The sequence below is a fragment of the Pseudomonas sp. ZT5P21 genome (genome assembly GCF_054897785.1).
Genome location: NZ_CM142705.1, coordinates 215,512 through 237,194, shown reverse-complemented (window position 1 = coordinate 237,194; position 21,683 = coordinate 215,512). Strand labels below are relative to the sequence as shown.

Annotated in this window: 19 protein-coding genes; 9 read left to right on the top strand and 10 right to left on the bottom strand. The window is 60.0% G+C overall.

Annotation, left to right across the window (positions count from 1 at the left end; all coding sequences use genetic code 11):
• Positions 1 to 224: 224 nt before the first annotated feature.
• The 4 genes from ACYZT9_RS01090 to ACYZT9_RS01075 all read right to left on the bottom strand — a co-directional run bounded on the left by ACYZT9_RS01090 (position 225) and on the right by ACYZT9_RS01075 (position 5,894).
• Positions 225 to 1,601, bottom strand: coding sequence for a M16 family metallopeptidase (locus tag ACYZT9_RS01090; protein ID WP_462008170.1), 1,377 nt, complete (start codon positions 1,599 to 1,601; stop codon positions 225 to 227).
• Between the two features lie 175 nt (positions 1,602 to 1,776).
• Entirely contained in the window at positions 1,777 to 3,435 is a 1,659-nt protein-coding gene (locus ACYZT9_RS01085) for a Na/Pi cotransporter family protein (protein ID WP_462008169.1), read from the bottom strand.
• 298 nt (positions 3,436 to 3,733) lie between these two features.
• On the bottom strand, positions 3,734 to 4,501 hold the full coding sequence (locus ACYZT9_RS01080) for a TerC family protein (protein WP_462008168.1): 768 nt from the start codon (positions 4,499 to 4,501) through the stop codon (positions 3,734 to 3,736).
• 85 nt (positions 4,502 to 4,586) lie between these two features.
• The gene (locus ACYZT9_RS01075; RefSeq protein ID WP_462008167.1) at positions 4,587 to 5,894 is read right to left on the bottom strand and encodes a CitMHS family transporter; all 1,308 of its coding nucleotides are present in this window, start codon (positions 5,892 to 5,894) and stop codon (positions 4,587 to 4,589) included.
• 324 nt (positions 5,895 to 6,218) lie between these two features.
• On the opposite strand from ACYZT9_RS01075, the gene ACYZT9_RS01070 reads away from it, so the two are divergent.
• Together ACYZT9_RS01070 and ACYZT9_RS01065 are read left to right on the top strand one after the other, a co-directional pair.
• Entirely contained in the window at positions 6,219 to 6,620 is a 402-nt protein-coding gene (locus ACYZT9_RS01070; RefSeq protein WP_462008166.1) for a GFA family protein, read from the top strand.
• A 112-nt stretch (positions 6,621 to 6,732) separates the two neighbouring features.
• A complete protein-coding gene (locus ACYZT9_RS01065) occupies positions 6,733 to 7,398 on the top strand; it encodes an NAD(P)-dependent oxidoreductase (protein WP_462008165.1) in 666 nt (221 codons plus the stop codon).
• A 47-nt stretch (positions 7,399 to 7,445) separates the two neighbouring features.
• Here ACYZT9_RS01065 and ACYZT9_RS01060 read toward each other — a convergent pair whose 3' ends face one another.
• Positions 7,446 to 8,396, bottom strand: coding sequence for a choline sulfate utilization transcriptional regulator (locus ACYZT9_RS01060; protein WP_462008164.1), 951 nt, complete (start codon positions 8,394 to 8,396; stop codon positions 7,446 to 7,448).
• Positions 8,397 to 8,510: 114 nt separating this feature from the next.
• On the opposite strand from ACYZT9_RS01060, the gene betC reads away from it, so the two are divergent.
• The 3 genes from betC (at position 8,511) to ACYZT9_RS01045 (ending at position 12,701) form a co-directional block, all read left to right on the top strand.
• On the top strand, positions 8,511 to 10,025 hold the full coding sequence (betC, locus tag ACYZT9_RS01055) for a choline-sulfatase (RefSeq protein ID WP_462008163.1): 1,515 nt from the start codon (positions 8,511 to 8,513) through the stop codon (positions 10,023 to 10,025).
• 16 nt (positions 10,026 to 10,041) lie between these two features.
• A complete protein-coding gene (gene choX, locus ACYZT9_RS01050; RefSeq protein ID WP_462008162.1) occupies positions 10,042 to 10,962 on the top strand; it encodes a choline ABC transporter substrate-binding protein in 921 nt (306 codons plus the stop codon).
• Positions 10,963 to 11,132: 170 nt separating this feature from the next.
• The gene (locus ACYZT9_RS01045; RefSeq protein ID WP_462008161.1) at positions 11,133 to 12,701 is read left to right on the top strand and encodes a SulP family inorganic anion transporter; all 1,569 of its coding nucleotides are present in this window, start codon (positions 11,133 to 11,135) and stop codon (positions 12,699 to 12,701) included.
• 97 nt (positions 12,702 to 12,798) lie between these two features.
• On the opposite strand, the gene aroE is transcribed toward ACYZT9_RS01045, so the two are convergent.
• Together aroE and hemF are read right to left on the bottom strand one after the other, a co-directional pair.
• A complete protein-coding gene (gene aroE / locus ACYZT9_RS01040) occupies positions 12,799 to 13,620 on the bottom strand; it encodes a shikimate dehydrogenase (protein ID WP_462008160.1) in 822 nt (273 codons plus the stop codon).
• Positions 13,621 to 13,633: 13 nt separating this feature from the next.
• Positions 13,634 to 14,548, bottom strand: coding sequence for an oxygen-dependent coproporphyrinogen oxidase (gene hemF, locus ACYZT9_RS01035; protein ID WP_462008159.1), 915 nt, complete (start codon positions 14,546 to 14,548; stop codon positions 13,634 to 13,636).
• A 179-nt stretch (positions 14,549 to 14,727) separates the two neighbouring features.
• Between hemF and ACYZT9_RS01030 the strand changes: the two genes are divergently transcribed.
• Positions 14,728 to 15,705, top strand: coding sequence for an NADPH:quinone reductase (locus ACYZT9_RS01030; RefSeq protein WP_462008158.1), 978 nt, complete (start codon positions 14,728 to 14,730; stop codon positions 15,703 to 15,705).
• A 115-nt stretch (positions 15,706 to 15,820) separates the two neighbouring features.
• Here the strand turns inward: ACYZT9_RS01030 and ACYZT9_RS01025 are convergent, their stop codons facing one another.
• The 3 genes from ACYZT9_RS01025 to ACYZT9_RS01015 all read right to left on the bottom strand — a co-directional run bounded on the left by ACYZT9_RS01025 (position 15,821) and on the right by ACYZT9_RS01015 (position 18,638).
• Positions 15,821 to 16,378, bottom strand: a complete 558-nt coding sequence (locus tag ACYZT9_RS01025) for an L-threonylcarbamoyladenylate synthase (RefSeq protein WP_462008157.1) — start codon at positions 16,376 to 16,378, stop codon at positions 15,821 to 15,823.
• Positions 16,379 to 16,432: 54 nt separating this feature from the next.
• On the bottom strand, positions 16,433 to 17,533 hold the full coding sequence (dprA, locus tag ACYZT9_RS01020; RefSeq protein WP_462008156.1) for a DNA-processing protein DprA: 1,101 nt from the start codon (positions 17,531 to 17,533) through the stop codon (positions 16,433 to 16,435).
• Positions 17,534 to 17,612: 79 nt separating this feature from the next.
• Positions 17,613 to 18,638 (bottom strand): LysM peptidoglycan-binding domain-containing protein, encoded by a 1,026-nt coding sequence (locus tag ACYZT9_RS01015; protein ID WP_462008155.1) that lies wholly within the window; start codon positions 18,636 to 18,638, stop codon positions 17,613 to 17,615.
• A gap of 169 nt (positions 18,639 to 18,807) precedes the next feature.
• Here ACYZT9_RS01015 and def point away from each other — a divergent pair, with 169 nt between their 5' ends.
• The 3 genes from def (at position 18,808) to rsmB (ending at position 21,668) form a co-directional block, all read left to right on the top strand.
• On the top strand, positions 18,808 to 19,314 hold the full coding sequence (def, locus tag ACYZT9_RS01010; protein ID WP_461952516.1) for a peptide deformylase: 507 nt from the start codon (positions 18,808 to 18,810) through the stop codon (positions 19,312 to 19,314).
• Between the two features lie 87 nt (positions 19,315 to 19,401).
• On the top strand, positions 19,402 to 20,361 hold the full coding sequence (fmt, locus tag ACYZT9_RS01005; RefSeq protein WP_462008154.1) for a methionyl-tRNA formyltransferase: 960 nt from the start codon (positions 19,402 to 19,404) through the stop codon (positions 20,359 to 20,361).
• Positions 20,358 to 21,668, top strand: coding sequence for a 16S rRNA (cytosine(967)-C(5))-methyltransferase RsmB (rsmB, locus tag ACYZT9_RS01000; protein WP_462008153.1), 1,311 nt, complete (start codon positions 20,358 to 20,360; stop codon positions 21,666 to 21,668). The genes fmt and rsmB overlap by 4 nt, the downstream gene beginning before the upstream one ends.
• Positions 21,669 to 21,683: the final 15 nt, after the last annotated feature.

Genomic DNA, 21,683 nt, shown 5'->3' with positions numbered 1-21,683 from the left:
GCGGTATGGCGAGTGTGCCGATCACTTTGGCAAATACAAAACCCGGATTGGATATCTGACTGTGGCGAGGGGATTTAGCGAAACGTCGCACCGCCCCGTTCGGCTGCGAAGCAGTCGCCAATCCGTACAATTCAGTTTTGTTGGGCCGGACGCTGGGGGCCGCTTCGCGACCCAACCGGGGATAAATCCCCTCGCCACAAAAGCCCCGCAGCCACAGGAATTGGCTAACGGCTGCGATGGACGCGCCAGGCTAATAGCCCGAGCAAAATAAAAGCGAACACCCCGGCAATCGCCCACAACAACTGGTCATCACTCATCAACGGCTTCTCGATCCGCAGATAGCCCGGTTGCGAGAGCAACTCGCGCATGGCCTTGTTGGCCTCTTCCAGCGTCACGCCCCGCAGTTCCCTGGCCGGGTCAGCGAAACGGCCATCCTCGTAGTCACTTAGCGCGCTCCAGTAGTAATCGGCCAGCGCGCTGTTGCCTTGCACCGCCCAGGCCTGACGAGCGATGGCCGCCTGCTTGAGGCGGTTGAACGTGTCGGCGTCCAGGCCGTCCTTCAACAGCCCGGCCTTCAACTCTTCCAGCACCTGTTCGGCGTCGGGCACATCCTCGCGCTCAAGGTCGGCGTTGAGGCTCATGAAACCCACGCCGCCAAACACCTCTCGTTCAGCCGAGGGGCCGTAGGACAAACTGTGCGCCAGGCGCAACTGGCGATAGAGCGCCCAGTCCAGATAGTCCTTGAGCAGATCGAAGGTTTCGTCGTGCTGGCCTTCCAGCACCGGCTCCGGCACCAGCCAGTGCAACTTCGCGCCACCACCGACGACGCCGCGACTCAACGTGCGCTCGTGCGCCGCACTGGCCTGGATTTGCGGCAGTGGCGGGTGATCGGTCGGGTCAACCGCTTCGAGTTCGCCCCAGGCCCGTTCGAGATAGGCCGGTAACAAGCGCTCAAGGTCGCCGACCATGATCAGTGTCATGTTGTTCGGCGCGTACCAGGCTTTGCGCACCGTCTCCAGTTGGTTTCGGGTCAGGTGATCGACCTCAGCCCTTTCCGGGCATTTGAGGCCCAGCTCCACGGCCAGTTGATTGCTCGCCGTGTGGCCCAGGTCCTGACGATCCAGCCAGCGTTGCAAGTGCGAGTAATGGCCACCGTCCTCGCGCTCGACCACCTGCTTGGCGGCCTTGATGGCGTTGTCGTCGATTCGGGTCTGAGTCAACAACGCCAGCAACAGATCGAGGACCTTGCGCTGGTTTTTCGCCGGGGCCTCGATGACGAACGTGGTATCGGCGTTGCTGGTGTAAGCGTTCCACTCTCCGCCGAGTGCCTGCATGCGTTCTTCCAGACCGCCTTCGCCAGTAGTGTCGATGCCGCTGAACAGCAGGTGCTCGAGCAGGTGCGGCAGTTCCTTGTCGGCGCAGCTGAAATCATCGATACCGATGCCGACCACCAGACGAATCGCCACGTGCCCGCGTTCGGTGCCGGGCTTGAGCAGCATTTGCAAACCGTTGGGCAGCGTATAGCCCTCGACCTGAAAGCGATCCAGGGCGAACGATGGCAGTGATCCAACTAGCAGACAGGCGAACAGCAGACAACGCATAACAAGTTTCCGTACGAGCGATTGGAGATCCGTGTAGTCAGTCAGGCCGTCTTCGCGAGCAAGCCCGCTCCCACAGGTAATTTGCGGTGTTCACAAAACCAATGTGGGAGCGGGCTTGCTCGCGAATGGCCTTAACGCTGAACCAATGTTACTGACTGACCACACGGCCAGACGTTCAAGGCGAATGCGTGATGTCAGCCAAATCGTCGACGACCAGCGCACCAGTGTCAGACGTTTCCAACACCACATACGCACTGCTGCAGAACAGTGAATTCAAGCGCTTCATGTCGGCGATCAGCTCCAGGTGCAGCGAACTGGTCTCGATACTCTGCGCGATCTTGCGTTGCAACCGGCTGACATGTGCATGGGCCAGGCGGCGTTCCTGTGCGCGAAAGCGACGTTTCTCCCGCAGCAACTGGCGGGCACTTTCCTTGTCGGCGCTAAGGAACACCGACAGTCCCAGGCGCAAATTGGAAATCAGCTGACTGTGCAGCCCCGCCAATTCGTCCAGACCCACTTCGGAAAAAGACCGGCGCTGCGAGGTTTTCTGCTGTTGCACCTTGCGCAGCATGCGTTCAATCAGATCGCTGGCAAGTTTGAGGTTGATCGCCAGCTCGATGATTTCCGCCCAGCGCCGACTGTCGTGCTCGCTGAGGTCTTCACGAGGCATCTGCGCCAGATAGAGCTTGATCGAACTGTAGAGCGCTTCCACATCATCGGTCAGCCGGCGCATTTCCTGGGTGACGGCGGTTTGCTTGCCGCGCAGCACGTCGAGCATGGCTTCCAGCATGTTGTCGATCAGATCGCCGAGGCGCAGGGTTTCCCGGACGGCGTTGGCCAGCGCCAGGCTGGGGGTCACCAGCGCCGTCGGGTCAAGGTGTCGCGGTCTGGCGGTGCCGTTGATTTCCTGCCGCTCCGGCAGCAGCCACGCACAAAGCCTGGCCATCGGCCCGACGCTTGGCAGCAGGATCAGGCAGCGCGCGGTGTTGTAGAGCAGGTGGAAGCCGATGACCATTTCCTGTGGGCTGAAATCCAGACTGTCGATCCAGTGCACGAGCGGGTCGAGCACCGGGATGATCAGCAACAGGCCGATCAGCTTGTACAGCAGGCTTCCGAGCGCCACTTGACGGCCCGCGGCGTTCTGCATGCTGGTGCTCATGAACGCAAGAATGCCGCTGCCGATATTAGCGCCGATCACCAGGCCGATGGCCACGGGCAGGCTGATTACGCTGGCGCCGGCCAGGGTCGCGGTCAGCAAGACAGCGGCCAGGCTGGAGTAAGAAACCATCGCGAACAGTGCGCCGACCAGAGCGTCGAGCAGGATGTCGCCGGTCAGCGAAGCGAAAATCACTTTGACCCCTTGGGCGTGGGTGATCGGCGCAGCCGCTTCGACAATCAGTTGTAGCGCCAGGATGATCAGCCCGAGGCCGATGCTGACGCGACCCATCTGCCCGAGCCGCGTCTGTTTGCGCGACAGGAAGAAAATCACCCCGATGAAAATCAGCAGCGGCGACAGCCAAGACAAATCGAAGGTCAGGACCCGCGCCATCAGCGCTGTACCCACGTCGGCACCGAGCATGGTCGCCAGCGCCGGTGTCAGCGCCATCAGGCCCTGACCGACAAAGGAGGTGACGAGCATGGCAGTAGCGTTGCTGCTCTGGACCATGGCCGTTACGACGATACCGGCGATGAACGCCAGCCAACGCCTGGACATGTTCTGGCCGATCACATGCCGCAGGTTGGAACCGTAGACCCGCAGGATGCCGGTTCGGACGATGTGCGTGCCCCAGATCAACAAGGCGACGGCAGAGAGCAGATTGAGCAGGGTGAGCATACGGCCCCCTGTGGTGCTAGCGCCCCAAAGGAGCAAGTTGACGGTACCGCGACGTTCTACGTTGTGTACTTAAGCTGTAGTTGGCTAACGGCCCGGGCGCCAGCATCGCATAGCTAAAGAAGTGATTGAAACAAAACTGTCATGAAACAGCTTGATGCAGACGTGAAAAAGGGGCCCGAAGGCCCCCGATTCATGTAGGAGCGAGCTTGCTCGCGATGGTAACAAGGACACCGCGTACATTCAGTCAGCACGCGTTATCGTTAACGACCATCGCGAGCAAGCTCGCTCCTACAAAGTTTTATTGCCCCGGAATATCCTTGCGCAGTTTTACCGGATCCTGCTGTTTGCGCTTTTTCGCCATCGCGGTGCGCATCTTGATGTTGACCGCTTCCACCGCCAGCGAAAACGCCATGGCGAAGTAGACGTAGCCTTTTGGCAAGTGCACTTCGAAGGACTCGGCAATCAACACGGTACCAACCAGCAACAGGAACGACAGCGCCAGCATTTTCAGCGACGGGTGCTTGTCGATGAATGCGCTGATGGTGCCAGCCGCCAGCATCATCACCAGTACGGCGACGATGATCGCTGCGACCATGACCGGGACATGGGAAACCATACCGACCGCGGTAATCACCGAATCCAGGGAGAACACGATGTCGATGATCGCGATCTGGATGATGGTGTAGATGAAACTACCACCCTTGCCTGTCGGCTCGTCGTGGGTTTCGTCTTCGCCTTCCAGTGCGTGGTACATCTCTTGCGAGCTCTTCCACAGCAGGAACAGACCACCGAAGAACAGGATCAGGTCACGCCCGGAAATGCCCTGGCCGAACACGACGAACAGATCTGTGGTGAGGCGCATGACCCAGGTGATCGACAGCAGCAACAGAATCCGCGTGACCATGGCCAGCGCCAGGCCGAAAATCCGGGTGCGCGCCTGCATGTGCTTGGGCATGCGGCTGACCAGGATCGAAATCATGATGATGTTATCGATACCCAGGACGATTTCCAGGGCGGTCAGGGTAAAGAAGGCAACCCAGATTTCAGGGTTGGTCAGCCATTCCATGTGTATTCCTTTGAGCGAGTGTTAAACCACAACGGGCCCGGGCTTCAAACAGCAAAGCCAGGACCCGTTGTGATGAGTCTTGGGCTTATAAAGTGCTGAACAGCGGAAAAATCCCCATCAGCAACGCGGCGACCAGTATGCACATGCACACCAGCACTGCCCATTTCAGGGTGAAGCGCTGATGGTCACCGAAGTCAATCCCGGCCAGGGCCACCAACAAATACGTCGATGGTACCAGCGGGCTCAGCAAGTGGACGGGCTGACCGACGATCGAGGCACGTGCCATTTCAACCGCGGTTATACCGTAATGACTGGCCGCTTCGGCAAGTACTGGTAACACGCCGTAATAAAATGCGTCATTCGACATGAAAAACGTGAACGGCATGCTCACCAGCGCGGTAATCACGGCCAGGTAGGGGCCGAGGAAATCCGGGATGACCGCCAACAGGCTTTTCGACATCGCATCGACCATGCCGGTGCCCGTCAGAATACCGGTGAAAATGCCCGCGGCAAAGATCAGACCGACCACCGCCAGCACGCTACCGGCGTGAGCCGCGACGCGATCCTTCTGCTGTTGCAGGCAAGGATAGTTGACGATCATTGCAATACTGAATGCCACCATGAACAGCACCGGCAACGGCAGCAGGCCTGCGATCAGGGTGCACATCAGCGCGAAAGTCAGGGCGCCGTTGAACCAGATCAGCTTCGGACGACGGGCATCCGGGAATTGCGAAACACTGATTTCGCTGTGGTCGATTTCGTCACCCACCAGATGCAGTTCACCCAGACGCGCACGTTCACGTTTGCCGTAGAAGTAAGCGATGGCGAGGATGGCCAGGACACCGGCAGCCATCGCCGGAATCATTGGTACGAAGATGGCCGAAGGGTCCACGTGCAACGCACTGGCCGCACGGGCGGTCGGGCCGCCCCATGGGGTCATGTTCATCACGCCGCCGGCGAGGATGATCAGCCCGGCCATGATCCGCGGGCTCATGCCGATGCGGCTGTAGAGCGGCAGCATGGCGGCCACGCAGATCATGTAAGTGGTCGCACCGTCACCATCGAGCGAAACGACGAGCGCCAGTACGGCGGTGCCGACCGACACTTTCAACGGGTCGCCCTTGACCAGTTTGAGGATCTTGCGCACAGCCGGGTCGAACAGCCCGGAATCGATCATCAGGGCGAAGTAGAGAATGGCGAACATCAGCATCACGCCGGTCGGCGCAAGCTTGGTGATGCCTTCGAGCATCATCGGGCCGATCTTCGGCGCAAAACCGCCGAACAGGGCGAAGACGATTGGGATGATGATCAGGGCGATCAGCGCGGAAAGGCGCTTGGTCATGATCAGGAACATGAAGGTGATGACCATGGCAAAGCCAAGGAAAGTCAGCATGGGAATACTCCAGGCGTAGCGCGGCTAGGGAATGAGCGAACCGGGTGGGTCAGCGCAGAACGGGAAGCACGAGGCGTACGGGCGGAGTTGCAGCGAAGCGGCGGGTAGCAAAGGACATCAGGATCACCATTGTTGTTGTTAAATGGGCTGTGCAAGCGATAAAAACACTGGCATTGGCCGACCGGTCTGTTGCCGGCAGTGGGGCGATCCTAATCGGGGAAGCTTTCACCCAGCTTTCGGCGGTGAAAGCATTGACCGGATGGGCAACCGGTCGTCGGGCCGGGTCGGGGAAGCGTCGGTACATACGCAACAGGAGGAAACAGCATGGTCACAATTCACACCGGCGGCTGCCATTGCGGACACCTGCGCTATCAATTCAGTGGTCCGTTGCAGGACATCGCCCACTGTCATTGCTCGATTTGCCGACGGGTCAGCGGCGGGATCGTGACCACCTGGATCACCGTGCCCGCGTCAGTCTTTGAGTGGGTGAAAGGCGCACCGGCGCAGTACGCTTCTTCATCAAGCTGCGTACGGTATTTCTGCCCGAACTGTGGGGCGCAGCTGGCGCTGGTGACACATCTCAGTCCCGAGAGCATCGACCTGACAATCGCCACCCTGGACCATCCCGAGCAGGCCCCGGCCGAGCGGCACATCTGGACGGACAGCCGTCTGCCGTGGTTGCACCTGGACGAGCACCTGCCGGGTGAAGCCGAAGAAACCCTGTGATCAAAAAACAGACAGGTCCAGGTCATCTGAATCGCTCCAAAACCCGGTCGAACCCTCACCGTTTTCCACGGGTCACACACCATATATACGTAGGAAAGTGTGGAGCTCAGCCATGAAAAATGCCGAAACCCCAGTGGTGAAAGTGGTGCTTTATGGTGCCATGAGCAGCTTGGGCAGTGCGCTGATGGCTGAAATGCTGCGGCGCCAACATGAAGTGATCGCGATTCTCGACGACCTGACGGCGCTGGCGCCGCGCCCCGGTTTGCGCACCAAGACCGGTGATCTGTTTGACGCCGAGCGAGTCAAGCAAAGCGTAGCGGGCTGTTCGGCCGTCATCTGTCTACTGGACGCACCAGGCTTGCCGTTCAACAGCGAGCACGTAGAAAAAACCATCGTGCCGGGCCCGGTCGAGCAAGTACTGGCTGTCGATGCGCTGATCGATGGCATGCAGGCCGCCGGCATTGCCAGACTGTTTCTGGTGGGCGATTTCGAGGTGCTGGACGATGCGCAGATCGAGGATCAACTGCAACGCCACGCCGCCGAAGAAATCCGCGAGGCTCTGCAAAGCAGCGCGTTGCACTGGACGCTGGTCAATGCGCCACGCGGCGTTGCGGGGTTGACGATTGAGCATTTCAGTCAGGTCAGTAGCAGCCTGGAACCCGGGCTGGCCGAACCGCTTCAACGGTTGAGCCGTGTCGCAGCGGGGATTGCCGATGAACTGCAGCTGAACCTTCACGTTGGCGAGCACGTGAATTTCGTCGCAGCTTCGGAACAATAAAAAGATCGTCCGAAGGCTCGGGTCGCGTTCGGACGATCTTTTTGCTTTCACACCGCAATCGAGGGCAAAGGTAATCCATTGAGCGACTGCGCACTGCTGGCCTGTTCCTCCATCAGCCAGTCCACAAACTGTTGAATCAACACCCCGCGCCGTTTGCGCTGAGGCAGGACCACGTAATAACCCAAGCGGGAAATGACGGTGTCTGCAATCGGTCGACACAACAAACCTTGCGCGAGCAAGTTATCCACAAGGTGCCGCCAGCCAATCGCCACACCCTGACCGCCAATCGCCGCTTGAATCAACAAGGTGTAATTGTCGAAACGCAACTGACCGGGCGCTGGCGCCGACGTGATCCCCAACTCGCGAAACACGCCGCTCCAGTCGAACCAGTTACCGCTGTTTTCGCCGCGCAAATGCAGCAACGGAAACTCCAGCAGCGACTGTGCAGACAAGGGCAGGGAACGATCCTTCAAAAGCAGCGGACTGCACACCGGAAATACTTCTTCGCTGAACAGCCAATGGCTTTCGCCCTGTTTGAAACGTCCGTCGCCGAACAGCACCGCCACATCAATATCGGTGCGTAGCATATTGAGGCTGCGTTCGCTGGTGACCAGGCTGACATCCACTTGTGGATTGGCGGCATGAAAGCGGTGCAGGCGAGGCATCAGCCAATAGGCGGCGAAGGCGAAATCGGTGGCGACTTGCAATACTTCATGCTGATGCTGTGCGCTGATTGCGCTTAACCCTGCGTCGATATTCTGCAAACCGAGCTGAACCTGTTCGAAAAGAATCGTCCCGGTCTCAGTCAACTCAATGCCGCGATAGATGCGATCGAACAGCCGTGTGGCGAGCTGATCTTCCAGCCGTTTGATCTGCTGACTGATTGCTGGCTGCGTGGTGCCGAGTTCGACCGCTGCCGCAGTGAAGCTGCGCTGGCGCGCCGCCGCTTCAAAAGCACGGAGCAGATCAAGGGACAAATCACCCAGCGCGTCATACATAAGCTGTACTTATCCTAGTCATTGCCTGGCATGGGCTTTACCACAAACAGCATGGACTACATGCTCGATCGCAGCACTTTCGCATAAATATTCACTATGGAATGCCGCGATCACATGAAGCGCAAGAATATTCTTTTCATCATGGCCGATCAGATGGCCGCGCCAATGTTGCCGTTTTACGGCCCTTCGCCCATCAAATTACCGAATCTCAGCCGCCTCGCCGCCGAAGGCGTGGTGTTCGACGCCGCTTATTGCAACAGCCCACTTTGCGCGCCGTCGCGTTTTACCCTGGTCAGCGGTCAGTTGCCGAGCAAGATCGGCGCCTATGACAACGCGGCCGATTTCCCTGCCGATGTGCCGACGTACGCCCACTACCTGCGTCGCCTCGGTTACCGCACGGCGCTGTCCGGCAAGATGCACTTTTGTGGCCCGGACCAGCTACACGGTTACGAAGAACGCCTGACCAGTGACATTTACCCAGCCGATTACGGCTGGGCGGTGAATTGGGACGAACCGGACGTGCGTCCGACCTGGTATCACAATATGTCGTCGGTGCTGCAAGCCGGGCCGTGCGTGCGTACCAATCAGCTGGATTTCGATGAAGAGGTAGTGTTCAAGGCTCAGCAGTACTTGTTCGATCACATCCGCGAAGAGGGTGATCAGCCCTTCTGCCTCACCGTGTCGATGACTCACCCACACGATCCGTACACGATTCCCAAGGCCTTTTGGGATATGTACGACAACGCTGACATCCCGTTGCCCGAAACTCCGCCACAAACCGATCTTGATCCGCATTCCCGGCGTTTGCTCAGGGTCTACGATCTATGGGACAAGCCACTACCTGTGGATAAGATCCGCGATGCACGCCGTGCGTACTTCGGTGCATGCAGCTATATCGACAGCAACGTCGGTAAACTTCTGCAAACGCTTGAAGAAACCGGGCTGATTGATGACACCATCATCGTCTTCTCCGGCGATCACGGCGACATGCTTGGAGAGCGCGGGCTCTGGTACAAAATGCACTGGTTCGAAATGGCCGCGCGAGTACCCCTGTTGATAAGTGCTCCGGGGCAGTTCGGCGCAGGACGGGTCAGCGCAGCGGTTTCCACCGCCGACCTGTTGCCGACCTTTGTGGAACTGGCCGGCGGCTCGCTGGAGCCGGGCCTGCCGCTGGATGGCCGCTCGCTGGTATCGCACCTGCAAGGGCAGGGCGGTCACGACGAAGTCTTCGGCGAATACATGGCCGAAGGCACCATCAGCCCATTGATGATGATTCGCCGTGGCGCCTACAAATTCATCTACAGCGAAGACGACCCGTGCCTACTCTTCGACGTACACAACGACCCGCGTGAGCAGGAAGAACTCAGCCAATCGCCGCAACATCGGCCACTGTTCGAGGAATTTCTGGCCGAAGCACGGGCCAAATGGAACATCCCGGCGATACACCGCCAGGTGCTCGCGAGTCAGCGTCGTCGGCGATTTGTCGCCGACGCGCTGACCATCGGCAAGCTGAAGAGCTGGGATCACCAGCCGCTGGTGGACGCCAGTCAGCAATACATGCGCAACCATATCGACCTCGACGACCTGGAACGCAAAGCACGTTATCCACAACCCTGCCAAAACCAATAATGTTAAGGGGAAGTCCATGCAAAAGTTATCCACAGTACTGACGGTAGGGCTGCTGGCTCTAGGCAGTGCGTCGGCGTACGCCGATCAGCGCTGCGAGACGGTGAAAATGGCCGACCCTGGCTGGAGCGACATCGCCGCGACCAACGCCATCACCGGGTTTCTGCTGGACGGCATGGGCTACAAGGCCAAAGTCGACACCCTCGCGGTGCCGATTACCTTCGGCGGTTTGAAGGATGGCCAGGTCGACGTGTTCCTGGGAAACTGGATGCCGGCGCAGCAGGGCTTCTACGACAAATTCGTGGCCACTGGCGACGTTACTCAACTGGCGAAGAACCTCGATGGCACCGAGTTCACGCTCGCCGTTCCGGACTACGTCTGGGACGCGGGTGTGCATAACTTTGCCGACCTGAACAAGTTTGCCGACAAGTTCGACAGGAAAATCTACGGCATCGGTTCTGGCGCCCCGGCGAACATTTCGCTGCAAGAGATCATCAAGAAGAATGACTTCGACATGGGCCAGTGGAAACTGGTGGAGTCCAGCGAACAGGCGATGCTGGCCGAAGTATCTCGCGCCGTGAAGAAACAGAAGTTCGTGACCTTCCTCGGCTGGACCCCGCACCCGATGAATGTGCAGCTGAAAATGCATTACCTGAAGGGTGGCGAGAAATACTTCGGTGACACCGGCAGCGTTCATACCTTGACCCGCAAGGGTTACGCCGAAGCCTGCCCAAACGTCGGAAAATTGCTGACCAACCTGAGTTTCACCCAAGAGATGGAGAACAGCATCATGTCTGAGGTGGTGAACAAGAAAGTCAGCAATGCGGACGCAGCCAAGGCGTGGATCAAAGCCAATCCGGCGGTGCTGGATAAATGGCTGGACGGTGTGAAGACCGTGGACGGGAAGGATGCGTTGCCGGCAGTAAAAGCCAAGTTGTAAGGGTTACCTGTGGCGAGGGAGCTTGCTCCCGCTCGGCCCGGCCTGCGCTCCAGTGCGAAGCGCCCGCAGATTTTCAGGGCTGCTTCGCAGCCCAGCGGGAGCAAGCTCCCTCGCCACAATGATCACCCCGTCCTGATACCCTTGCGCAAAATTTCCGCCCGAGAGGACCCATGGCCCTTCCCAGCCGCCATTCACTCTTTCCCTTCCTCAGTTGGATGCCCCGGCAGACCCGCGCCAGCGTCGGCCGTGATCTGATTGTCGGTCTCAGCGGCGCCATTCTCGCGCTGCCGCAATCCATTGCCTACGCGCTGATCGCCGGTCTCCCACCGGAGTACGGCTTGTACGCTGCAATCATCCCGGTACTGATCGCCTGTCTCTGGGGTTCGTCGTGGCATTTGATCTGTGGGCCTACAGCCGCGATCTCCATTGTCCTGTTCGCCAGCATCAGTCCACTGGCTGTCCCGGCGTCACAGGACTACATCACGCTGATTCTGTTGCTGACGCTCCTCGCCGGTATTTTCCAGTGGCTGCTGGGACTCCTGCGTTTCGGCGCTTTGGTGAATTTCGTCTCGCACTCGGTGGTGCTGGGGTTCACCCTCGGCGCCGCAGTGGTGATTGCCATCGGTCAAATGCCCAACCTGCTGGGGCTGGACTTGCCCAGCCAGGCCACCGCACTGGACAGTTTTCTGATGTTGCTGCGACATCTCGGGGAGGTGGATAAACCCTCGCTCGTGCTGGGACTGGCAACAGTCGTTGTCGGCATCATTCTGAAATTGTTGCTGCCTCGCTGGCCGACGCTGTTGATCACCCTGATCCTGGCCGGATTGCTGGTTTGGCTGTGGCCATCGATGTTCGGCCATGTGAAGCTGGTTAGCGCGTTTGTCGGGCGCTTGCCGCCCTTCAGCCCGTTGCCACTGGATCTGGACATGATTTTGCGATTGCTGCCGAGCGCTGTGGCGGTGGGGATGCTCGGGCTGGTGACGAGTCTGTCGATTGCTCGCTCCTTGTCGGCTCGCTCGCAGCAATTGCTCGATGCCAACCAGGAAGTCCGCGCTCAGGGTTTATCGAACATTGTCGGTGCGTTTTTTTCCGGTTCATTGTCAGCAGGTTCCTTCACCCGCTCCGGTCTGAGCTACGAGGCGGGGGCCTGCTCACCGCTGGCCGGCGTGTTCTCAGCGTTGTGGGTGGCACTGTTTGCGATTTTCGGTGCGGTGCTGATCTCACACATTCCGATCCCGGCCATGGCCGCCAGCATTCTGTTGATCGCCTGGGGATTGGTGGACCATCGCGGCATTCGCGCATTGCTGCGGGTCAGTCGTGCCGAGTTCGTGGTGATGGCGCTGACCTGCGTCGCCACGCTGCTGCTGGAGTTGCAGACGGCGATCTATGCCGGGGTGCTGGCTTCGCTGTTCTTCTATTTGAAACGCACATCGCAGCCGCGAGTACAGCACTGGCGCGACGGCGATGAAGACATCCTCCGGGTCGGCGGTTCGATCTTCTTCGGCGCCAGCCATTACCTGCAAGTGCGTCTGCAACGCATGCACGGCGCACGCGTGGTGATCGAGGCGCAGCAGATCAACTTCATCGACTATTCGGGTGTGGAAATGCTGCACCAGGAAGCGCGGCGGCTGCGCAAGCAGGATCGCAGCCTGACCTTGCGCGGAGCGCGACCGCCAGTGGTGGAGGAATTGAGGAAGCTCGAAGGGGCGGAGAAATGTCCGATTCGGTTTGAGGATTGAAACACGACCCACTGTAGGAGCGAGCTTGCTCGCGCTGCAAACCTGACACCCAGCGGGGCTCTCAGGTTCATCGCGAGCAAGCTCGCTCCTACAGGAGTTATGCGGCTAACTGGCGGCGAAGTTCAGCCAGCACCGGCGCGGTGTCCGGGCGCACACCGCGCCACAGGAAGAAGGCTTCAGCCGCCTGTTCAGCGAGCATCCCCAGGCCATCCATCGACACTGCCGCGCCGTGCTCCGTAGCCCAACGGCAGAACGAAGTCGGCTCCTTGCCGTACATCATGTCGTAGCACACGGTCTTGCCCGGTTCGATCAGGCTGCCGGCGATCGGCGGTACATCGCCTGACAAACTCGCCGACGTCGCATTGATAATCAGGTCCACTGGCTCCTGCAGCCAATCGAAACTACTGGCAGACACTGGCCCCAGATCAGCGAACAACTCCGCCAGCAATTCGGCTTTTTCTACCGTGCGATTGGCGATGATTACCGAGGCGGGCTGCTCGGCCAGCAGTGGCTCCAGCGCACCGCGCACCGCACCGCCGGCACCCAGCAGAAGAATGCGTTTGCCCTTGAGGCTGAAACCTGCGTTGACCGTCAGGTCCCGCACCAGCCCGGCACCGTCGGTATTGTCGCCCAGCAATGTGCCATCGGCGAGTTTGCTCAGGGTGTTCACCGCACCGGCTCGCTGCGCCCGTTCCGTCAGGCTGTCGGCCAGGCGGAAGGCATCTTCCTTGAACGGCACCGTCACATTCGCCCCGCGACCTTCAAGGAAAAACGCCCGAGCGAAGTCGGAAAAGTCGTCAAGCGGCGCCAGAGAAGTGCTGTAGTCCAGTGGCTGAGCGGTCTGCTCGGCAAACAGACGATGGATCAGCGGCGACTTGCTGTGGCCTATCGGATTACCGAATACGACGTAACGGTCCATGAGGATTCCTCGTTCAGGCCTTCGCCAACCAATCGCGATCTTGCAGGAAATACTCGGTCAGGCGCGCTTCTTCACTGCCTGGCTCGGCTTTCCAGTCATAGCTCCAGCGAACTTGTGGCGGCAGCGACATGAGGATCGATTCAGTACGCCCGCCCGATTGCAGGCCGAACAGCGTGCCACGGTCGTACACCAGGTTGAACTCGACGTAACGGCCACGGCGGAATTCTTGAAACTCGCGCTGTTTGGCGGTGAACGCATCATTTTTGCGGCGTTGCACGATCGGCAGGTAGGCGTCGATATAGGCGTCACCGATGGCACGCATGAACGCGAAGCTGGTGTCGAAATCCCACTCGTTCAAATCATCGAAGAACAGGCCGCCGATGCCGCGCGGCTCGTGGCGATGTTTGATGTGGAAGTAGGTGTCACACCAGGCTTTGTAGCGTGAATAGACGTCCGGACCGAAGGGTGCGCAGGCTTGTTCGGCGACGCGGTGCCAGTGCACGCAGTCCTCTTCATTGCCGTAATAAGGGGTCAGGTCGAAGCCGCCACCGAACCACCAGACCGGCTCTTCACCCTCTTTTTCAGCGATGAAAAAGCGCACGTTGGCGTGGGAAGTCGGCACATGCGGGTTGTGCGGGTGAATCACCAGCGAAACGCCCAAGGCCTCGAAACCACGCCCGGCCAGTTCCGGTCGGTGGGCGCTGGCGGACGGCGGGAGACCGCTGCCAAACACGTGAGAAAAGTTGACGCCGCCCTTTTCGATGACCGCACCGTTCTCGATCACTCGCGTGCGACCGCCACCGCCGGCAGCCCGGGTCCAGGCGTCTTCGACGAACTGCGTGCCGCCGTCTTCGGCTTCCAGAGCGGCGCAAATGCGGTCTTGCAGGTCGAGCAGGTAGGCTTTTACGGCCTCGGTGCGGGTCGTCATGTCATCACCTTGAATCGGGCAAAACTACGCGGCGCTCCATGGGAGCAGGGGGCCGGCGCAAATGGGCGCGTAGCATAACATCGCAGGTGCACCCACCGCAGTTGACGAAGATCAAGCTTGGGAGTTCGATAGGGAGTTGACGCTACAACTTTAGTAGCCAAGACCTAAGGAGAGTTCTGATGGCAAAGCGAATCCAGTTCCGCGCCCACGGCGGCCCCGAAGTGCTCGAGTATGTGGATTACCAGCCCGCCGAGCCCGGCCCGCAGCAAGTCCGCGTCACCAACAAGGCCATTGGCCTGAACTTCATCGACACCTATTTCCGCAGCGGCCTCTATGCGCCGCCCGCCTTGCCCTCGGGTGTGGGTGCGGAAGGCGCGGGCGTGGTCGAGGCGGTGGGCAGTGAGGTCACCCGCTTCAAGGTCGGCGACCGCGTGGCTTACGGCAGCGGTCCGTTGGGCGCTTACAGCGAAGTTCACGTGTTGCCCGAGGCCAATCTGGTGCACCTGCCGGACGCCATCAGCTTCGAACAAGCGGCCGGTGTGATGCTCAAGGGCCTGACCGTGCAATACCTGCTGCGTCAGACGTATGAACTCAAGGGCGGCGAAACCATTCTGTTCCACGCTGCCGCCGGCGGTGTCGGTTCTCTGGCCTGCCAATGGGCGAAGGCCTTGGGCGTGAAGTTGATCGGCACGGTCAGCTCGCCGGAGAAAGCCGCGCTGGCGAAGGCCAACGGTGCGTGGGCGACCATCGACTACAGCCATGAGAACGTCGCACAACGGGTACTGGAGTTGACTGACGGTAAAAAAGTCCCGGTGGTGTACGACGGCGTCGGCAAGGACACTTGGTTGACATCGCTCGATAGCGTGGCGCCTCGGGGCCTGGTGGTGAGTTTCGGCAATGCGTCGGGTGCAGTGGACGGGGTAAACCTGGGGATTTTGGCGGCGAAAGGCTCGTTGTACGTGACCCGGCCGACGCTGGCGACCTATGCCAACAACGCCGAAAACCTGCAGTGGATGGCGGATGAGCTGTTCGAGATGATCATCAGCGGGAAGCTGAAGGTGGACATCAGCCATAAATATCCACTGGCTGAAGCGGCGAAGGCGCAGACCGAGTTGTCGGCACGGCGCACGACGGGCTCGACAGTTCTGCTGCCTTAAGGACGCCATCGCGAGCAAGCTCGCTCCCACAGTGGATCGATGTCGAACACTAAATTTGTGTCCACTGAAGATCTAATGTGGGAGCGAGCTTGCTCGCGATGGGTTCACTTCGGCGTTAATCCGGGCGCACAACATGCCCGGTCGCCAGATCCCGAATCACGCTCGGGTTCTTGCGCCCGCCCAGATTCCCGCCCAGGATCAAATCAAGCTGGCCCCGGAAATACTGCTCCACGCGAATCCGTGTCCTCGCTGCCGGCCGTCCTTGAGGGTTAGCCGACGTCGAAACCAGCGGCCCGACCACTGCGCACAAATCCCGCACCAACGGGTGATCGCTGACCCGCAACGCCACTGTCTCGTGCACACCCGTGATCCACTGCGGCAGCATATTCTGATGCGGCACCAGCCAGGTGTTCGGCCCCGGCCAGGTGCTGGCCATGCGATCCATCCACAGCTCAGGGAAGTCTTCGAACAGAAAATCGAACTGGCGAATGTTGTCGGCGACCAGAATCAGGCCCTTATCCACCGACCGGCCCTTGAGCAGCAGCAGACGTTCTACCGCTTCTTCGTCCCACGGGTCGCATCCCAGGCCCCAGACCGCCTCGGTTGGATAGGCAATTACCGCCCCTGCGCGAATAGCTTGCGCGGCTTGTTGCACACGCCAACTGTTGACCATGAAAAATTCTCCGGAATAAGGCTCTGCGCAGTTTACCGATCTTCCTTGTAAAACCTAGCTCACCCGCGCAAACCAGCGCCCGTTTTCGCAGACCGCCCGGCCCTCCATTTCCAGTTCCGTCAATGCCGCCAGGACTTTCGGCAAGGCCCAGCCGCTGGTGTCTGCCAATGCCTCACTGGTGTGCGGCGTCGCAAGCAGCAGCTTGAGTAACGGGTGCGTGACGGTCGGCGTCTCCATGGACAATGGCAACTGCTGCCAGCCGCGTAAGGCTTCGAGGATGTGGTCGATGGTTTCGACCAGCATCGCGCCGTCGCGAATCAACTGGTGACAACCCTTGGCGCCAGGGTGATGAATCGACCCCGGAATCGCATACACCTCGCGACCTTGCTCCGCCGCCAGCCTCGCCGTAATCAATGAACCACTGGCGACGCTGGCCTCCACCACCAGCACGCCGAGGGCCAAACCGCTGATGATCCGGTTGCGCCGGGGAAAGTTGCTGGCGGTGGGCCCCGCATCCAACGGGAACTCGGAAAGCACCACACTGCCCGACGCAATCATGGCGTCCGCCAGCCGCCGGTTGCGCTGTGGATAAAAATTTTCAAGTCCCGTGCCAAGTACTCCTACCGTTCGCCCGCCAACATCCAGCGCGGCTTGATGCGCGGCGGCATCGATGCCCAGCGCCAGACCGCTGGTGATGACAAAACCGGCACTGGCCAGACTCCGGGAGAACGCAGCGGCGGTGTCCATACCGGGTCGTGAGGCGCGACGACTGCCGACCATCGCCAGTTGCGGTTTTTCCAGAATGCCGGGATCGCCCGCCGCAAATAACAGCGGCGGTGCATCACTGATTTCCGCCAGCAATGCCGGGTAGTCAGGCTGGTCCCACATCAATAAATGCTGGCCCGAGCGCTCTAGCCAGGCCAGTGCGTGGCTGGCGCCATCGCGAATTTCACTCGAGCGCCTGGCTTCCGAGCAGGAGAGGGGCAAGCCCAATGAACGCCAGGCACTGGCCGGCGCGCTGATGGCTTTGGACGCCGAGCCAAAGGCCTCAAGTAACTTTTTGAAACGGGCGGGGCCGATTTCCGGTAAACGATGCAGGCGTAAACGGGCTTCCAGTTCAGCAGGGGAAACCGGTGAAACAGCAGACAGCGACATGGATCATCCTTGATCGTTATGAGCCCCGTTCAAACGGGAATAAGCTGTGGATAACTCTGTTGGTAACTTGTGGAGCAGGCTAAGGATTTCGCACCTTGTCCATCACCGCCAACGAGCGCGACGCGTTGAGTACCAGGCCATAACTGAGCTTGTCGTAGGTACGAAAAACCATCAGCAAACCGGCGCGTTCATCAGGAATTTTCAGCGGTTGGCCGGTGATCCGGTCACGTACGGTTTCGCCGGTTTTCATCACCACCAGCACATTGCCTTCGGCGAGACCGTCGCGTTGGCCCCTGTTCAGCGTGACGACATCCATCGCGCCAATCTGGGTAACCCCGCGCGGCACGTCGATGATCAGCCCGTTGATCTCGGTTCCTGGCGCACTGGGCATGAAGGTCGAGTTGATCGATCGCTCTTCGCTACTGAACAAACGGTCGCCAAGCCGTACTTCTTGGGTCGTGCGCTGCAGGGCGAGGGTGGCGACATCGCCTTCAGTGGCCACAATTTCGCCGCCGCCGATGTCGTCCGCGTTGATTCCCAGAAACTCTTTGCTATCGGGGTCGGTATAGACCTTGCCTTGGCGAAAGATGCCGTAGACGGGCTGGTTCGGGTCGAACTGGCCACGGGCGAAGATACGATCACCGGTACCGCTGAGCACACGTTCGGCATCTCCGGCGACGATGTAAGGCGCTTTGTCGAAATCCTCCACCGTGTCGACGATGCGGTTGCTCAGCAGGAAGCTGTTGATCGCGTTTAGCGGAATACTGGGGATGGCATCCGCCACTGGGGAACTGCGCACCCGTGGCGAGAGCTTGATGGTGCCACGGGACGCGCCGCGATTGAGGGTCAGACGCGGCTGACCGTTGACGTAGACCAGCGACAGCAAATCGCCTGGGTAGATGAGATTGGGGTTCTGGATCTGCGGATTGACCTGCCAGAGCTCGGGCCATTTCCACGGCTCACGGAGGAATTTTCCGGAGATGTCCCAGAGTGTGTCGCCTGCGACAACCGTGTACTGCTGCGGAAAACCTTCCCTGAGTTGCACTTGCCCGTGCGCGAAACCGGCCGAAGCCAGAAGGAGCAGGGCGAGTAGTGATTTCCTCATGCGGTGAATCCCTTTATTATGTGCGTTCGCGTGAAACGCCTGAGCCTTCGTGGCTCGCTCCCGGCTCATTCCTGAAAAGAAGGGAGTTACGTTTCACAACGGTAGCCGGCATCTTCGGACCCGCCAGGCCATCGACCCGACTTTACCTCACACGTGCAGCAATAAGCCTATGGCCATTTTAGACATCCTCGAATTTCCCGACTCGCGTCTGCGTACTATCGCCAAACCTGTGGCCGTAGTTGACGACGAAGTGCGTCAGTTGGTCGATGATATGTTTGAAACAATGTATGAAGCGCCAGGCATCGGCCTCGCCGCGACCCAGGTCAACGTGCACAAACGTATCGTCGTGATGGACCTCTCCGAAGACCGCAGCGAACCGCGGGTGTTCATCAACCCCGAGTTCGAGCCCCTGACCGACGAGATGGAGCAATATCAGGAAGGCTGCCTTTCGGTGCCGGGTTTCTATGAGAACGTCGATCGCCCGCAGAAGGTCAAGGTCAAGGCTCTGGACCGCGACGGCCAGCCTTACGAACTGATCGCCGAAGGCCTGCTCGCCGTGTGCATCCAGCACGAATGCGACCACCTCAACGGCAAATTGTTCGTCGACTACCTGTCCAGTCTCAAACGTGACCGAATCAAGAAGAAACTGGAAAAGCTCCATCGCCAGAACGCTTGATGCCCTCCTTTCAAAGGCTTGCTGCGGCAAGCCTTTTTCTTTTGCGGCTGCTTTGTAAATGACTGCTTTTTAAAATGAGAACCCTCCATGACTGAGCCACTGCGCATCGTCTTTGCCGGCACCCCGGAATTCGCGGCCGAACACCTCAAGGCACTGCTCGACAGCCCTTACGAGATCGTCGCGGTCTACACCCAACCGGACCGTCCGGCGGGTCGCGGGCAAAAGTTGATGCCGAGCCCGGTCAAGCAGTTGGCGCTGGAAAACAACATCCCGGTGCTGCAACCGCCGACCCTGCGCAACGAAGACGCCCAGGCTGAACTGGCCGCGCTGAAACCGGACTTGTTGGTGGTAGTCGCCTATGGCCTGATCCTGCCGCAAGTGGTGCTGGATATCCCGCGCCTGGGTTGCATCAACAGCCACGCGTCGTTGCTGCCACGCTGGCGCGGTGCGGCACCGATCCAGCGTGCCGTAGAAGCCGGCGACAGCGAAAGCGGTGTCACCGTGATGCGCATGGAACTGGGTCTGGACACCGGTCCGATGCTGCTCAAAGTCACCACACCGATCAGCGCTGAAGACACCGGCGGCAGCCTGCATGACCGTCTGGCGGAAATCGGTCCACCCGCCGTGATTCAAGCCATCGCCCGCCTCGCCGCCGGTACGCTGGAAGGCGAAGTGCAGGACGACAGCCTCGCCACATATGCGCACAAATTGAACAAGGATGAGGCGCGCATCGACTGGAATCGCCCAGCGGTTGAGCTGGAACGTCTGGTTCGCGCCTTCAATCCATGGCCGATCACCCACAGCACGCTGAACGGCGAAGCGCTAAAAGTGCTGGCCGCGAGCCTCGCTGAAGGGAAGGGCGCGCCGGGGGAAATCCTCAGCACCAGCAAGGACGGACTGATCGTCGCCTGCGGTGAGCAAGCGCTGTGTCTGACCCGTCTGCAATTGCCCGGCGGCAAAGCACTGAACTTCAGCGATTTGTTCAACAGCCGTCGTGAGAAATTTGCCGTCGGCACTGTCCTCGGTCAAACGGCGGACACTCAATGAATCCACGTCTGGCCGCCGCCAAGGCACTGGCTGCCGTTCTTAACGGAAAAGCCTCACTCAACAGTTCACTGCCCACACAAATGGACAAGGTTGAAGACCGTGATCGCGGTTTCACCCAAGACCTGGCGTTTGGCACCGCTCGCTGGCAACCGCGTTTGTCGGCGCTGGCGGCGAAATTGCTGCAGAAGCCGTTCAAGGCTGCGGACGCCGATGTCGAGGCGCTGTTGCTGGTCGGCCTCTACCAATTGCTTTACACCCGTGTCCCGGCCCACGCCGCCATCGGTGAAACCGTCGGATGCGCCGACAAGCTGAAAAAACCGTGGGCCAAGGCGTTGCTCAACGCCGTGTTGCGCCGCGCTCAACGTGAAAGCGAAACACTGCTGACCGAGCTGGAACACGACCCAGTGGTGCGCACGGCGCACCCGCGCTGGCTGCAAAAATCCCTGAAGGCGTTCTGGCCTGAGCAGTGGGAAGCCATTTGCTCGGCGAACAACGCGCATCCGCCGATGATTCTGCGGGTCAACCGTCGCCATCACAGCCGCGATGCTTATCTCGGGTTGCTGACCGACGCTGGCATCGCCGCCACGCCGTGTGTCTACAGCCAGGACGGCATCATTCTCGACGCCGCCGCCGACGTGCGCAGCTTGCCGGGCTTCGCAGAAGGCTGGATCAGCGTGCAGGACGAAGCGGCGCAACTGGCCGCCGACCTGCTCGACCTGGCGCCAGGCCAACGGGTGCTCGACGCCTGCTGCGCGCCGGGCGGCAAGACCTGCCACATTCTCGAAGCCGAACCTTCGCTGGCCGGCGTCGTGGCTGTGGATCTGGAAGCCAAACGTCTGGTGCGGGTGCGGGAAAACCTCGCACGCCTGGGCCTGAGCGCCGAACTGATCGCCGCCGACGGCCGCGACACTGCCACCTGGTGGGACGGCAAGCCGTTCCAGCGCATCCTCCTTGATGCACCCTGCTCGGCCACTGGCGTGATCCGTCGCCACCCGGACATCAAGCTGACTCGCCAGCCGGATGACATCGCTGCGCTTGCAGTGCTGCAAGGCGAGTTACTCGATGCCATGTGGATAACGTTGGAGGTGGGCGGCATTCTGCTTTACGCCACCTGCTCGACGTTACCGACCGAAAACACTGAAGTCATCGAAGCCTTCATCGCTCGCACGCCCGGCGCTCGTGAACTGGACCTCGCCACGACGGCCGGCATCAAGCAGCCTCACGGTCGCCAGTTGCTGGCCCAGGAAGGCGGTCACGACGGGTTCTACTATGCCAAGCTGATCAAGATCGCCGCCGCGCGCGGTTAACCGGATTTCAAGGGA